Here is a 14,793-nt window from a genome sequence, read left to right on the forward strand (position 1 = left end):
GTCAATGCTTAGAAAGTTATATAAGAAAATAATTATGTTACTGTTATTATTACTAATATAAAATAATTTAATTACATAATGCTTTATAATTATTCCTTTAGAAATAAAAAAGTTACACTATAGTATTCTCTTCCTACAGTGTAACTTTTTACTTTTATAATATACTTACTAATATTGCACCTTCTGAGGTATACGTTCCCATAACAGGTCCTATTTCTGCTATAATAATTTCTTTAAAATCATATTTAGATTCTAATGATTCTTTTATTTTAACTGCTTTTTCATTACAATATGCATGTGCTATAGCTAAAACTCTATCACTAGGTTGATTTATATTGTTATCTATATAATCTAATATTTTCTTTAAACTATTGTTAACTCCTCGTGCTTTATCTATAGGTTTTACAATACCTTCTGTAACTTGAATTATAGCCTTAAAGTTTAAAGCATTTATAATCTTACCCGCAATTGGATTTATTCTTCCACCTTTTATAGCATTGTCTAAAGTTTCTAAAGTTCCATAAAATAAAATATCTTCCTTTAAATCATTAAGAGCTTCAATTACTTCATCTAAACTTTTTCCATTAGATATTAATTCAGATGCTTTTATAGCAAGTAGACCTTGACCTATCGATCCACTCATAGTATCTAAGACCTCTACTTTTTTGTCTCCGAACTCGCTATCATACATATCTTTTGCTAATTTAGCACTACTATATGTTCCTGATAATTTAGAACTTACAGTTAGTAATAATACGTCCTCTTCTCCTTTATATGCTTCTATAAATCTATCCGGAGATGGACAAGAAGTTTTAGGTAACTCTTTTTCTTCTTTCATTCTTTTGTAAAATGTTTCATTATCTATTTCTAATCCACCTATGAAACTTTCTTCTCCAAATGATATATTTAAGCCTACTATTCCTATATTATATTTTTCTAAAGTTTCTTTCGGTAAATCACAACCACCATCAACTAATAGCTTTATTTTATTCATATAATTACCTCACCTAAATAATTTATTTAAAATTTAATGTTTATCTACTTGTTTTATGTTAATATTAATAATAAATAATCAATCGGTCAATCGACCGATTATTTATTATTGTATATACGTTTTTACAAATTGTCAATACTCTAAATTTTTCAAATATTGCTTTTATTGACTTTAAAATAATACATACTTATAATATAATTTGTTTTAACGTTTATTTATAGGGAAAGGTTGATTTTATGAAATCTAACACTAATATGAAAGAAAATATATTAAATGTAGCTACAAATTTAATTACTGTTAACGGAATAAGAAATACAAGTCTTTCTGATATTGCAAAAACAGCCGGTATAAGTAAGGGTACACTATATTATCATTATTCTTCTAAGGATGATTTAATTTTTGATATAGCTGATAATCATTTAAAAATTATTACTGATGCTGTATTAGATTGTGTGTATAGTATAGAAAGTAAATGTTCTAAAGATGATCTTATTAATATTATTATGGGAAAAATATCAACTATAGGTTCTACAGGAAGAATTCATATGTATTTACTTTGTGAAGCAATTACTGGAAATGAACCATTAAGAGAAAGAATCAAGTTAAAATACATACAATGGAGAACAACTTTACAAGAAGAAATAAATAAATACTTACATGAGGATATTGATGATTCTGAAGCTTTTTCATTTCTTATAATTTCAATAGTAGACGGTCTAGTAGTTCAAAGTATATTAAAAACAGAAGAGATACCATTTGAGAAAATTGCTAGTTTTTTAGTTAATAAATGGATATAACAAAAAAGCTGCTAAAATATATTTATTTTAGACAGCTTTTTATTAATATTGTATTGACTTATACGTGTCAATGAATAACTTTTCATCTCAAAATCATTTATTATAATTATTTGATTATATTTAATATAAATTTCCACTATTTACTATAGGCTGAGCATCCTTATTTCCACATAATACAACAAGTAAATTACTTACCATAGCAGCTTTCTTTTCATCATCAAGTTCTACTAATTTTCCTTCTTCTAAAGTATTAAGTGCCATTTCAACCATTCCAACAGCCCCTTCTACAATCTTTTTACGTGCTGAAATTATAGCTTCTGCTTGTTGACGCTGTAACATAGCAGCTGCAATTTCAGGTGCATATGCTAAGTGAGTTATTCTAACTTCTTCAACTTCAATACCTGCACATTCTACCCTAGATTGAAGTTCTTCTCTACATCTATTTGCTACTTCAGTTGAACTTCCTCTAAGAGACTTTTCTGCTTTTTCATCTACATCAGCTATATCATAAGGATATAATCTTACTATATTTCTTATAGTTGAATCACATTGTATTGATAAAAATGTCTTAAAGTTATCTACATTAAATACTGCCTTTGTTGGATTTACAACTCTCCAAATTACAACAGCTCCTACTATAATAGGGTTTCCCAATTCATCATTTACTTTTTGATGATTATTATTTAATGTCATAGTTTTTAGAGATATTTTCTTGCTTCCAATTGATATAGACTCTTCTTCCAAATTATCTTTAGTTTTCCCTACTCTAACTTTAGAAATAATTGGGTCATAAGTTGGATTTATTGCAGTTACAAAAGGATTTACCCAGAAAAATCCAGACTCAGTTAATGTACCATAGTAATTCCCAAATAATGTTAAAACCAAAGCTTCATTAGGATTAATAACTTTAAGTCCTGCAAAACTTATTAATCCTATTAATATAGCTATTATCCCTAAAAAAATTCCAGTTCCAAGTATTATTCCATTAAATTTGCATGAAATTGTAATTATTATTGTTCCTAATATTATAAGCCCAAAGCATATAATAATTCCTATTAAACCACTAAGCGCTTTAATATTTTTTTCTTCAACATTTAATTTTCTCTCACTCACATAAATCACCCCTTATATTTTTATATGGTATTAAAATAGTATCACTCAGTTTTTATCTTTTCAATAATTCGCAATAAATAATTTAATATATTTTTTAATTAAAAAGGATTAGCTATCCATAAAATGAACACTAATCCTTTAATTAATTATTTTCTTATAACTTTTATACCAGTCATATGGTCATTTAAGTTGCATTGTTCTAAAGTTGTATCTTCAACTCTTTCTATTTCAAGAGCTAAAGTTTCAGACTTAATATAAGCTTCAAATTTCTCAACGGCTGCAGCTATTTCATCATCTGAACAGTATTCTATTACTATATTATCTAATACATCAAAGTTACTAGATTTTCTTAATTGTTGTACTTTAGATATGAATTCTCTAGCATATCCTTCTTCTATTAATTCTTGACTTAATGTAGTATCAAGTATAACGAATAAGTTATTTTCCATAACTACATTGAATCCTTCTTTAGCAGATATGTTTATTAAAACATGTTCTTTATTAAACTCAAAGTCTTCTCCATCTATGTCAACAGTTAAACTTTCTCCAGCTTCTAACTTAGGAACTACTTCGCCTGCATTTAATTTATTTAATGCTCCTGCAAAGAACTTCATCTTAGCTCCTAATATTGGACCTAATACTTTGAAGTTTGGCTTTAAGCTAAAGTTCATGAATTCACCTAAATCTTTAGCAAATACAACTTCCTTAACATTAAGCTCTTCTTTTATTAAATCAACTATATCACTAAGTATTGCTTCATATTTTCCGTCTACGAAAACTTTTTGTATTGGTTGACGTACTTTTATTCTTGCAGCTTCTCTTGATGCTCTACCTAGTGTAACTAAGTTCTTAGCTAAGTCCATTTTTTCTTCTAATTTTGAATCTAATAAGCTTTCATTAACTCTTGGATAGCTTGCTAAATGAACAGATTCTTCATTAGTTAAGTTTCTGTACATTTCTTCAGACATATAAGGAGCAAATGGAGCTATTAATCTACAAAGCTCTGTTAATATTTCATAAGTTGTGTTGTATACAGATTTTTTATCTTCTGTTAATTCAGTCGCCCAGAATCTTCTTCTAGAACGTCTTATATACCAGTTAGATAAATCATCATTTATAAATGCTTGTATTCTTCTTATAGTCTTGTTTACTTCGAATATTTCTAAGTTTTCTTCAGTTTCTTTCTTTAAGTTGTTGAACTTAGATAATATCCATCTATCTAATTCTGGTCTGTCTTTGTATTCAACAAAGAAGTCAGTTGGATTTATATCATCAGTATTTGCATATAATGTGAAGAAGTTATATACATTTTTCATAGTTCCTAAGAACTTACTTTGAACTTCTTTTAATCCATCTTCATCAAATCTTATTGGAGTCCATGGTGGAGATACATATAATAAGTACCATCTTAAAGCATCTGCTCCATATTTATCAAATAATTCAAATGGATCTACTGTGTTTCCTCTTGACTTACTCATTTTCTTTCCATCTTTATCAAGAACTAAGTCATTAACTAAAACTTTCTTATATGGTGCTTTACCTGTTACAAATGTAGATATAGCAAGTAATGAATAGAACCATCCTCTAGTTTGATCTATACCTTCACAGATATAATCTGCTGGGAATAATTGATCAAAGTTTTCTTTATTTTCAAATGGATAGTGATGTTGAGCAAATGGCATAGATCCACTATCAAACCAACAGTCTATAACATCAGTTACTCTTGTCATAGGCTTTCCACAACAATCACATTTTAAATGTATATCATCAACATATGGTCTATGAAGTTCAACTGTTTCTGGATTTACATCTTCTATAGCTTTTTCAGCAAGTTCAGCTCTTGAACCTACAGACTCTTTATGACCACATTCACATTTCCATATGTTAAGTGGAGTACCCCAGTATCTACTTCTTGATATAGCCCAGTCATTTAAGTTTTCTAACCAGTTACCAAATCTACCTTCTCCTACAAACTTTGGATACCAATCAACAGAGTTATTATTTTCTATTAATTTATCCTTAAGTCTTGTCATTTCTATATACCAGCTTGGCTTAGCATAGTATAGAAGTGGAGTTTGACATCTCCAGCAGTGTGGGTAGTTATGAGCTACTTTTTCTTTTCCAAATAATTTATTTTCATGAGCTAACCATTTTATTATCTCAACGTCTACACCATCTTCCATTACGAATTTACCTTCCCATGGAGTAGTAGTGAATTTACCTGTTTCATCAACTGGTTGAAGAACTGGTAAGTTGTATTTTCTACCTAAGTTATAGTCATCTTCACCAAATGCTGGTGCAGTATGAACTATACCTGTACCATCTTCAGTTGTTACGTAATCTCCTAATGTAACGAAGAATGCTTTTTGATCAGTTTCAACGAAAGGCATTAATTGTTCATATTCTATATATTCTAAATCTTTACCTTTCATTTCTTCTAATACTTCATACTCTTCTCCTAATACCTTATTAGCTAAAGCTTTAGCTACATAGTATACTTCATCATTTTGCTTAACCTTAAGGTAGTCTATTTCCGGACCTACTGTTAATGCAACATTTGATGGCAATGTCCAAGGAGTAGTTGTCCATGCTAAGAAAAATTCATCAGCATCTTTTCTCTTGAACTTAGCTATTACAGTGTTGTTCTTTATTTCTTTATATCCTTGTGCAACTTCATGTGAAGCAAGACCTGTTCCACATCTTGGGCAGTAAGGAAGTATTTTATGACCTTCATATATATAATTTTCTTTGTTGAACTTGTCTAATATCCACCATACAGATTCTATATAGTTGTTATCAAGAGTTATATATGGATTATCTAGGTCTGTCTCATAAGCCATTCTTTCAGTCATATTTCTCCATTGCTTTTCATATGTAAAAACTGACTCTCTACATTTTTGGTTGAAGTTAGCTATTCCATAATTTTCTATCTCTTGCTTATCTGAAAGACCTAATTCCTTTTCAACTTGTATTTCAACTGGTAAACCGTGAGTATCCCAACCAGCTTTTCTTTTTACTTGGTATCCACTCATTGTTTTATATCTACATACCCAGTCCTTTAATGTTCTTGCTACAACGTGATGTATTCCAGGGTTTCCGTTTGCTGTTGGAGGACCTTCATAGAATACGAAACTTGGATCATCTTTACCTTTTTCTAATGTTCTCTCAAGTATATTTATATCTTTCCAATACTCAGATACTGTAGCTTCTGCATTTTTTACAGAACTATCTACTAATGGCTTAAACTTTGCCATATTATCACCCTTTCTAATAATGATTATATTAATTGTATTATTAAGATTGTTATCTAAAAACTGCATCCTCAAACAGATACAATAAAAAAACCCGTCCCCTATAAAAGGGACGAGTTATTATCGCGTTACCACCCTAATTCTATATACAAATACAAAATCTTTGTATATAGCACTCTAAATAGTTTAACGGCACTTAACCGGCACAGCTTAATTAATTATAAATTGTTCAGCCTGCAGCTTAAGAGTGATTTTCAATTTTTTTTCGTTTATTGGTTCTCAGCTTATCCAACTCTCTGTAAAACTCCTAAAAATTTACTCTCTCTATCATTGCTTTTAGATAAATATTAAATTAATTATATATTTTAAGATTATATATTAAGTGTATTAAATAGTCAACCTATTGTTTTCTGATAATTTAATTTATTCAATTTCAATTAATCTATCGTTGTTGCTATTTCTTTTTCTTTTTCAGCACTTTCTTCTGAATTGTAGATAATAGTATTTACAAATGGCTCTTTAGATTTCTCATCTATATCAGAAAACATCTCATCAACGCTTCTTATTTCCTCTTCTAATAGATACTTGAATTTATTTCTAAACACCTTAAATTCTTTTACTAAAGAATCATATTCTTGTCTTATCTCTATAACACGATTATTACCTTTTTCTATTATCTGTCTAGATTCTAGTTCTGCTGCTTCAACTATTATCTTAGCTTTTTTATTTGCAGCTGCACATGTATCTGCTGCTGTGCTTTCAGCTGTAATTAAAGTCTTATTTAAAGTTTCTTCTATACTTTTATACCTGCTTACTTGTTCCTGATATAAGTTTATTTTTTCTTTAAGATCTATATTTTCTCTATATAAAGCTTCAAAGTCTTCTTTAACTATATCTAAAAACTCATCTACTTCTTCTTCTTTATATCCTCTTAAAGCCTTTTTAAAGTCTTTATTTTCTATATCAATTGGAGTTAGCATATATTTTCCTCCTATACTATTAACTTCGCTTTTATCTTTATCTTACCTTTTTTAGTCACTTCACCAATGCTTATTATTTTTGCTCTACCTTTACCTCTAACAGAAATTAAAGAATCATCTTTAACTTCTTTAGATGGAGATGTTATCTTTTCATAGTTAACTTGAACTTTCTCTCCATTAATAAACTTCATGCTTTCTTGTCTAGATATGTTATAAAGCCCACTTATAACACAATCTAACCTACTTGAAGTTATAGTAAACGATATTTCTTTATAATTAGGTGGGTTATAAATTATTTCATTTTTTGAAATTTCTTTAACCTTAACATTATTTCTAGATACTTTTTCTAGATTCATAATTATAAAGTCACATATATCTGCACTAACTATCACTTGGCAAAAGTTCTCATGTATAATTATATCTCCAACTTTTTCTCTTTTTATTCCTAAATTCATAAGCGAACCTAAATAATCTTTATGAGAAATAGTTTTAAATTTAAAATTTCCTTCAATTTGTAAAAATCTAAGTTGTTTTTCTATATCTTCATATTCCATATAAAAAGGATATATTGAAATTACACTTCTCTCAGCTTCTTCATATCCTCCGTCTACAGTATACTTTAAATCTCTTTCGGAATTTAATATATCTATAGCATTTTTAACTTCATATGGATTAAGAAAATCACTACATTTTACATCATAATTTTTAATACAACTATTTGCTTTATCGATTATCTGATACATCTTATTCTTTAGTTCTATATCTTTTATATGGTTTGTAAGTCTTAACTTATCCATATTACCAGAAAACTCTTATAATAACATTTTGGGCTAATCGTATTAAAAAGAATGCTATTATAGGTGTAGGATCAATTGGTGAATTTAAGTATTTATACACTACAGATCTAATTGGTGATTCTATTGGATCTGTTAATGTACAAAGAATATCGTATAATTTTGTATTTGTTGCTCCAGGAATCCAAGTCATTATACATCGTACAAATATTATAAATATAAATAAATCTAATAGCTTATATAACGCTATTGCTATTGTACTCATTATCCTAAAACTCCTTTATTATTTATTTTTGCCAAGGAAATGTAGTTTTACTCTCTAATTCTTTTTTCATTGTAGAGTCAATATCTACATTACTAGGAGCTAATATAAATATTGATTTAGTTATTTTTTGTATGTTACCTTCTAAAACATATACTGCACCATTCATAAAGTTGAATATAGCCTTTCTATCATCAAGCTTTTCTACACTATCTAGATTAACTACTAGTGCTCTTCTTTGTTTTAAATGATCTGCTATTGTTGTAACATCTTCATATTTTTTAGGCTCAAGTATTACAACTTTCATTTGACTAACTGTATGTAAACTTACTATTTTATTACTTTTAGAAGAATTTATAGAATCAAATCCTGCTGTTATATCATCATCTTCATCTATTTCATGTTCTAGTTCATCTACTTCTTCTTCCATATAATCATCTTCATAATATTCTTCATCAGGACTAGTTACCCAGTCTTTTATTTTTGATATTATTCCATCACCCATATTAATATTCCTCCTTGTGTGTATTTTTATTTAGTTATAGTTTCTTTTTCCAAATATAGATGTTCCAACCCTTACTATAGTTGCACCTTCTTCTATAGCTATTTCATAGTCATTACTCATACCCATAGATAGTTCATCCATAGTAACCCTTGGAATGTTTAGATTCTTTATTTCTAAGGATAAATCCTTAAGACCTCTAAATACTTTTCTTATCTCATCTTCATTTGCAGTAAAGGGTGCCATTGTCATAAGACCTTTTATATTTATATTTTTATATTTATTAGAAACATTTTTTATAAATTCAATAGCATCTTCCACTTCTAAGCCATGCTTGCTTTCTTCTTTAGATATATTTACTTGAACTAAGCAATCTATCTTTCTATCTATTTTTTCTGCACGCTTTTGAATTTCTTCGCATAAAGATTCTCTATCTAAAGAATGTATCATAGACACTTTATCTATTATATACTTTACTTTATTCGTCTGCAACGTTCCAATTAAATGCCATTTTACCTTATCTCCAATAACCTCATACTTTCTAGCTAATTCTTGAGGTTTATTTTCTCCAACATTTGTAATTCCACAGTTTATTGCTTCTAAAATAGCATCCGTATCAACAGTCTTAGTAACACCAAGTAATGTTATATCATCTTTATTTCTGTTTGATTTAAGTGCAGCATTTTCTATTTTTTCATTTACAACTTGTATATTTTCTTTAATAAACTTCATACGATCACCTACTCTATTTTCATTTTTGTATTTATAAAATTAGGTTTTAGAATAATCTTATCATACAAATCTACAGTGTCTATTTCATTTACTTGATTTTTGTAATAATCTATATATTTAAATTCATCGTCTTCATATGTAACTCCCTTTAGCTCAACAAAGGAAGGTGTTTTATTTTCTTCACTTACAACATAGACTCCTTCTTTTCCATCTATATTTTTTATCGCATCTTTTGGTATTTTTATACCTTCTATTTGCTTATATATTATATCAAATTCTTCAACTCTTGTATCATAAATTCCTATATTTTGATTATTTATTTTAAATATTGCTATAAAATTATCATTTTCCTCATATACTTTATAAACAGTAGCTTGTATTTCATTATCTCCACTACGTAATACTATAGATTCATTTTCCTCAAAGTATTTTTTCTCATTTTTATCTACGTATGTATATATATAAGAATTATGGTTATTTATAACTCTTAAAATAATACTGTCTTCTTTTATTTTATCTGAATTACTTTCTACACTTTTATATTCATTTTTTTCTTTTTCAATATCCGATTTAGTTATATTTTCTAAATTGTTATAATTATACTTTTCTTCTTTTCCGTCATATTTATATGATATTATACCTGATATTGATGACTCATATGTAGCTACATTATTAGCTTTTTGATTCTCCAAAATTTTTTTCTCATCTTCTTTAACAGCTAACTTTGCGCTATCTATTCCATTATTAACTAGTTTATTTTTATCTTGTACATATTTATTTAAGGTTTCTTTATATTCTTTTATTTTACTATAATCTTTATTTAGTAAATCTAATTGAATATTGCTTACAGTAGATTCTATTTCTTTATTAAAATTGCTTATATCATCCTTAGAAATGTTAATTTCTCCTTTTTTTATCTTTTCTATTTCTTCGTTTAAATCGCTTATTTTTTCATCAATGTTATAATCTACATCACCATATATATTAGCAACTTCTTGAGATCTAGTAACTTTTTCCCCTTCTTCTACTAATAAATTTAATTTTCCATCTACATTTGATTTTAATAAGTATTCATCTCTCACAATAAGACATTTTCTACTTATTTTCATTTCAGCTTTTTCATTTTCTAATACTAAAGTTTGTATATTTTTTCCTATAATTGACGAAAAAAAGTTAAATATTATATAAATAAATATACCTAAAACTAATAAGTTAGAGTATTTTATTTTTTTCAAGATTTCACCTCCTATATATAAGGAAACCTTTTATATTTACTTCTCTACAGTTATTAATTCTCCTTTTATTTTATATCGTATTTTACAGTTTAAATTTAATTTTTTTAATGGCTATGTTAGCTAACTTCGTGATTAATTATATATAACATAGGCTATAATATAGATATAAACTATATTTCAACTAATTTACAGGAAGGATACCTAATATTATGTCAAAAATAGATATAAAAGCTATGATAAAAGATTTAAAAAAGAATGAACTTACAGAGTTAATTTCAGTAGCACAAGAAGTATTAAGTACTTTATTTAATTCTTCTGAAATTAGAGATAATGTTAAAGAAAGTAGATTTTCCAAGGGATACGAATGTCCAAAATGTCAATGTAAAGATGTAAATAAAAATGGGAAATCTAACGGAAGACAAAGATATATTTGTAAACGTTGTCGCACAAGTTTTGATGAGTTTACTATGTCTCCATTCTCTAATACAAAATTAGGCTTAGATAAATGGTTAAAATACTGTGAATTAATGATATTAGGACTTTCTATAAGAAAATGTGCTGAAGAAGTCGGAGTAGGTGTTAAAACGTCTTTTTACATGCGTCATAGGATACTTGATGTAATCAATCTATCATTAAAAAATGATAAGGTTGAAGGTATAGTTGAAGTAGATGAATGCTTTATTAAAGAGTCTTTTAAAGGCAATCATTCTAAAAGTACTACATTTGTAATGCCTAGAAACCCTAGAAAAAGAGGTAAAGGTAAAAATGATAAGAAGAAAAGAGGAATATCAAAAGAGCAGATTTGTATAGAGACAGCAATTGATAGAAAAGGAAATATCCTTATGAGTGCTGTTTGTAACGGTAGAATTACAACAAATCAAATAGTTAACTTCTTTGACAATAAAATATGTGAAGAGACTACTTTTTGCGTAGATTCACATAAATCATATATAGGAATAAAGGACAAGTTGAACATAGAATTAAAGCAAGTTCCTAGAGGAAAATCAATGATAGATAGTGTTTATCATTTACAGCATATAAATGCTCTTCACAGTAGTTTTAAGAGATGGTTAATGCCTTTTAATGGTGTATCCACAAAATATATCAACAATTATTTGGCTTGGTTTAAATTTCTCCAACTAAGTAAGAAGAATAAAAAGGGTGACCGAATTAAAGATATGCTAGTGAATGTAGCTACTAAGGATACATATGTAACTAGAGAAACTATTAGAAATAGATTCATTGAGTTAACCTAAAATAAGGAACTTTACTTCAAATTAATGAAACCATTTTGTAATTGGAAAATAATTGAATATTTTGTATAATATAATCAAGTTCGCAATTGTTATAAAGTGTGAATTAGAAAATAAAAATAGGAGATATTTTATGAGAAAGTATATTTTAATATCATGTATTTGTGCGTGTATATTATCATTAATAGTAGGTTTGGAAAATATTGATTCTAATAAATCAGATGTAGATGAATCAACCAAAGTAGAAGCACAGAATGAGAATGTAATTGATTTTTATGAAAATCCAGTTTTAGTTGATAATGAAGATTTAAAAATAAGTGCTGTAAATCTTCATTATAAGGACAATGCTGGTATGATTGAACTAATCATAGAAAATAAATCTGATGAATTGATTTCTGTAAATTTAGATAAACTATTTTTTAGCGATAAAGAAAGAGATGCACACCTTTCATGCAATATAAATTCAAACTCTAGTGCTAATGAATACATATATATAGAAAGTATTACTTCAATAAATGATTTTCATGACAAAATAGAAGGAACTTTAAATGTTTTAATGAATAAAAATAATAACCAGTATGAGTTTATGTTTAAAGGATAATTTACAATTTTAATCTATTACGAATAATTTATAGTAAGTTATAGAAGCAACCACATCTTAGAATTCAATGTATTGAAAAGTCTAAGGTGTGGTTCTTTTTATGCAATATTTATCACGAAGAGGGCTAACATAGCCTTTTTAATTAGTTTGTTAATTTCTTTTTCTTTTAAATTTAAAAGCCCCCTATAAAGGGAGCTTTTTGTTAATTTTTGAAAGAGTTAATAGAATCTGATATTTTATCTATACACTTTAATCCCCAATTAAAGCGTGTGCATTGAATTAAAAATTTCTTCTCTTTGAATCTTAACGTCAAGGCCTAAATCATGGCCTTTTAATACTAATCCATTTTTAATTACTTCAAAAGACTGATTACACTTGGATAAATCTACCATCAAAACCATTGTGAAAAAATCTTCCATTATAGTTTGGCTAATATCGATTATGTTTATATTATAATTTAATAATTCTGAACTAATTCCAGCTACAATACCAACCTTATCCTTACCTATTACTGTTAAAATCGCTCTCATCTTTTCCCCCTAAAGTTTGAATTTGATAGAATTCTACCTAATAGAACACATTCATTTACAAATAAACGTTTACACATACATTATACCTTAATTATATATTAAGTTATAACTTTTTATATAAAAAAATAGCTCTTAATAAATTAAGAACTATTTTTATCTATACTTATTAAATTTATATATTCATCTATAATAATATAGTTATTATATTCATGCTACCTTCATTGATTATTTTTTGAAGAGTTTTTTGAATCTTAACTCTTATTTCCTCCGGCATTGTATATAACTTACTTTGTAATTGTTCTTTAACTAAATCGTTTAATGATTTACCAAACATATTTAATTCCCAAATCTCACTTGGGTTTTGCTCAAATCCATCTAATAAGTACTTAACCATTTCTTCACCTTGATTTTGATTTCCTACTATAGGTGAAACCTCTGTTGATACATCTGCCTTTATTATGTGTAGAGATGGTGCATTCGCTCTTAGCTTAACACCATATTGTTTTCCTTGTTTTATTATTTCAGGCTCTTCTAGACTTAATTCATCTAATGATGGTGCAACAACACCATATCCCTTAGTTTTAGCATCAATCAATGCACTTTCAATCTTATCATATTCTGTTTTGACCTTAGATAATCTAGTTATTAAGTTTAATAATTGATAATCTCCCTCAATTTTAAATCCACTTTTTTCTTCTAAAACATTATAGAATAATTCTTGTCTTGTGCTTAAATCTATTGTTATAACACCTTCGCCCAATTCTACATTATCAACCTCAGTATCTTCTAAAAATTCCAGTTCAGAAAAACCTTCTACTATTTTATTAACATCTCTTATCTTACCTATTTCTTCTATACTTTCTTTTAATGCATGTATTATATTATTTTTAATCCAGTGATTCATTTCTAATCCTTCAACCCATTGTGGCAAATTAATTCTTATTTCTTGTAGTGGGAAGTCATAAAGAACTGTTTCCATAACTTCTTCAATATCTTCTTCATCCATTGCTACAACATTTACAGGAACTATTGGTACTTCATATTTCTCCTCTAATTCTCTTCTTAGCATTTCTGTTGATTCACTAGTTGGATCGATTGTATTTAAAACAACTACAAAAGGTTTATTAAGTGATTTCAATTCATTTATTACTCTTTCTTCTGGAGCTACATAACTACTTCTATCTATTCCTGTTACAGAACCATCTGTTATAACTACTATACCTATAGTTGAATGGTCTCTTATAACTTTTTTAGTTCCTATTTCTGCTGCTTTTTCAAAAGTCATTGCTTCTTGTGACCATGGTGTAGATACTAATCTTTGTTTTCCATCTTCTTCATGGCCTAATGCTCCATCAACTATGTATCCTACACAATCAACCATTCTTACTTTTAATGATACATTATCTCTTAATTTTATTTCAACTCCATCTGCTGGAACAAACTTTGGTTCTACCGTCATTATAGTTTTACCTGAGCCACTTTGTGGTATCTCATCTTGAGTTCTTTCTCTTTTGAACTCATTTTCTATATTAGGTAACACAAGTTTTTCCATAAAATTTCTTATAAATGTAGATTTTCCTGTTCTTACAGGCCCTACCACACCTATGTAGATATCACCTTGAGTTCTCTTAGCTATGTCTTCATATATGTTATTCATCAAATTCCCCTCCTGCATATAATTTCTTAATTAATTATATTTTGCAAGAAATGTTAATATACCTAAATAAATAAATTTAGATTCATTCATAT

At 27.6% G+C, this 14,793-nt stretch carries 14 protein-coding genes and 1 other annotated feature; of the genes, 3 read left to right on the forward strand and 11 right to left on the reverse strand.

All coding sequences use genetic code 11. The features are described from left to right. Window positions 1-154: 154 nt before the first annotated feature. Window positions 155-994, reverse strand: a complete 840-nt coding sequence (locus tag HF520_RS09890; RefSeq protein ID WP_168573870.1) for a DegV family protein — start codon at window positions 992-994, stop codon at window positions 155-157. 236 nt (window positions 995-1,230) lie between these two features. On the opposite strand from HF520_RS09890, the gene HF520_RS09895 reads away from it, so the two are divergent. After that, on the forward strand, window positions 1,231-1,791 hold the full coding sequence (locus HF520_RS09895; protein ID WP_168573871.1) for a TetR/AcrR family transcriptional regulator: 561 nt from the start codon (window positions 1,231-1,233) through the stop codon (window positions 1,789-1,791). 120 nt (window positions 1,792-1,911) lie between these two features. On the opposite strand, the gene HF520_RS09900 is transcribed toward HF520_RS09895, so the two are convergent. The 8 genes from HF520_RS09900 to HF520_RS09935 all read right to left on the reverse strand — a co-directional run bounded on the left by HF520_RS09900 (window position 1,912) and on the right by HF520_RS09935 (window position 10,660). Next, a complete protein-coding gene (locus HF520_RS09900; protein WP_168573872.1) occupies window positions 1,912-2,904 on the reverse strand; it encodes an SPFH domain-containing protein in 993 nt (330 codons plus the stop codon). Between the two features lie 146 nt (window positions 2,905-3,050). Beyond that, a complete protein-coding gene (ileS, locus tag HF520_RS09905) occupies window positions 3,051-6,158 on the reverse strand; it encodes an isoleucine--tRNA ligase (protein WP_168573873.1) in 3,108 nt (1,035 codons plus the stop codon). 102 nt (window positions 6,159-6,260) lie between these two features. Continuing rightward, window positions 6,261-6,495 (reverse strand) — a binding site (T-box leader). Window positions 6,496-6,592: 97 nt separating this feature from the next. After that, window positions 6,593-7,135 (reverse strand): DivIVA domain-containing protein, encoded by a 543-nt coding sequence (locus tag HF520_RS09910; RefSeq protein ID WP_168573874.1) that lies wholly within the window; start codon window positions 7,133-7,135, stop codon window positions 6,593-6,595. 11 nt (window positions 7,136-7,146) lie between these two features. Beyond that, window positions 7,147-7,932, reverse strand: coding sequence for a YlmH family RNA-binding protein (locus tag HF520_RS09915; protein ID WP_168573875.1), 786 nt, complete (start codon window positions 7,930-7,932; stop codon window positions 7,147-7,149). A 1-nt stretch (window position 7,933) separates the two neighbouring features. Then, window positions 7,934-8,194 (reverse strand): YggT family protein, encoded by a 261-nt coding sequence (locus HF520_RS09920; protein WP_168573876.1) that lies wholly within the window; start codon window positions 8,192-8,194, stop codon window positions 7,934-7,936. Between the two features lie 22 nt (window positions 8,195-8,216). Further along, window positions 8,217-8,696 carry a cell division protein SepF gene (locus HF520_RS09925; RefSeq protein WP_168573877.1) on the reverse strand — a complete coding sequence of 160 codons (480 nt, stop codon included), beginning with the start codon at window positions 8,694-8,696 and terminating at the stop codon, window positions 8,217-8,219. 30 nt (window positions 8,697-8,726) lie between these two features. After that, window positions 8,727-9,425, reverse strand: a complete 699-nt coding sequence (locus HF520_RS09930; protein ID WP_168573878.1) for a YggS family pyridoxal phosphate-dependent enzyme — start codon at window positions 9,423-9,425, stop codon at window positions 8,727-8,729. Between the two features lie 8 nt (window positions 9,426-9,433). Next, the gene (locus HF520_RS09935) at window positions 9,434-10,660 is read right to left on the reverse strand and encodes an HlyD family efflux transporter periplasmic adaptor subunit (RefSeq protein ID WP_168573879.1); all 1,227 of its coding nucleotides are present in this window, start codon (window positions 10,658-10,660) and stop codon (window positions 9,434-9,436) included. Window positions 10,661-10,869: 209 nt separating this feature from the next. Between HF520_RS09935 and HF520_RS09940 the strand changes: the two genes are divergently transcribed. Both HF520_RS09940 and HF520_RS09945 read left to right on the forward strand, forming a co-directional pair. Further along, window positions 10,870-11,916: an IS1595 family transposase gene (locus HF520_RS09940; RefSeq protein ID WP_168572168.1), complete on the forward strand. Its 1,047-nt coding sequence runs from the start codon at window positions 10,870-10,872 to the stop codon at window positions 11,914-11,916. A gap of 130 nt (window positions 11,917-12,046) precedes the next feature. Next, window positions 12,047-12,514, forward strand: a complete 468-nt coding sequence (locus HF520_RS09945; RefSeq protein WP_168572169.1) for a hypothetical protein — start codon at window positions 12,047-12,049, stop codon at window positions 12,512-12,514. A gap of 260 nt (window positions 12,515-12,774) precedes the next feature. Here HF520_RS09945 and HF520_RS09950 read toward each other — a convergent pair whose 3' ends face one another. Both HF520_RS09950 and spoIVA read right to left on the reverse strand, forming a co-directional pair. After that, window positions 12,775-13,044 carry an ACT domain-containing protein gene (locus HF520_RS09950; RefSeq protein ID WP_168573880.1) on the reverse strand — a complete coding sequence of 90 codons (270 nt, stop codon included), beginning with the start codon at window positions 13,042-13,044 and terminating at the stop codon, window positions 12,775-12,777. A 184-nt stretch (window positions 13,045-13,228) separates the two neighbouring features. Beyond that, window positions 13,229-14,704, reverse strand: coding sequence for a stage IV sporulation protein A (gene spoIVA / locus HF520_RS09955; protein ID WP_207710993.1), 1,476 nt, complete (start codon window positions 14,702-14,704; stop codon window positions 13,229-13,231). Between the last annotated feature and the right edge of the window lie 89 nt (window positions 14,705-14,793).

The organism is Romboutsia sp. CE17 (genome assembly GCF_012317385.1).
GTDB lineage: Bacteria > Bacillota > Clostridia > Peptostreptococcales > Peptostreptococcaceae > Romboutsia_E.